This is a genomic window from Cupriavidus sp. CuC1 (assembly GCF_044627735.1).
Lineage (GTDB): Bacteria > Pseudomonadota > Gammaproteobacteria > Burkholderiales > Burkholderiaceae > Cupriavidus > Cupriavidus ulmosensis.
The window spans coordinates 1-504 of the sequence record NZ_JBIUHC010000472.1; the positions used below are offsets into that span (position 1 = coordinate 1).

1 protein-coding gene is annotated in these 504 nt (G+C 59.3%); it reads right to left on the minus strand.

What is annotated here, in order from left to right; all coding sequences use genetic code 11:
• A partial coding sequence (locus tag ACGLHR_RS52250) for a 3-oxoacid CoA-transferase subunit B (RefSeq protein ID WP_400104043.1) occupies nt 1-504 on the minus strand: 504 nt, incomplete at both ends.

Genomic DNA, 504 nt, shown 5'->3' on the forward strand with positions numbered 1-504 from the left:
ACCGCCAGATCGGTATAGATCCGGCTCACGCAACCCATCCCGGTGACGGGATAGGAGCATCGTTCGACGATCTTGCTTTCGCCCTGTTTAGTCAGATGCTCCATCATCACGTAGACATCCTTCGCGCCAGTTGCGAGATCCATCGCACCGCCAACCGCTGGAATGGCGTCGGCTTGCCCGGTGTGCCAGTTCGCCAGGTCGCCATTGACCGATACCTGGAACGCGCCCAGTACGCAGTAGTCCAGATGTCCGCCGCGCACCATGGAAAAGGAATCGGCATGATGGAAGAACGCGCCTCCTGGAAGGAGCGTGACCGGTTCCTTTCCTGCATTGATCAGGTCATCGTCCTCATCGCCAGGCGCTGGCGCGGGCCCCATCCCGAGGATGCCGTTTTCGCTGTGAAGAATGATTTCCCGGTGTGGGTCCAGATGATTGGCGACAAGCGTCGGTACGCCAATTCCCAGATTTACGTATGCGCCTTCCGGGATATCTCGCGCAACGCGC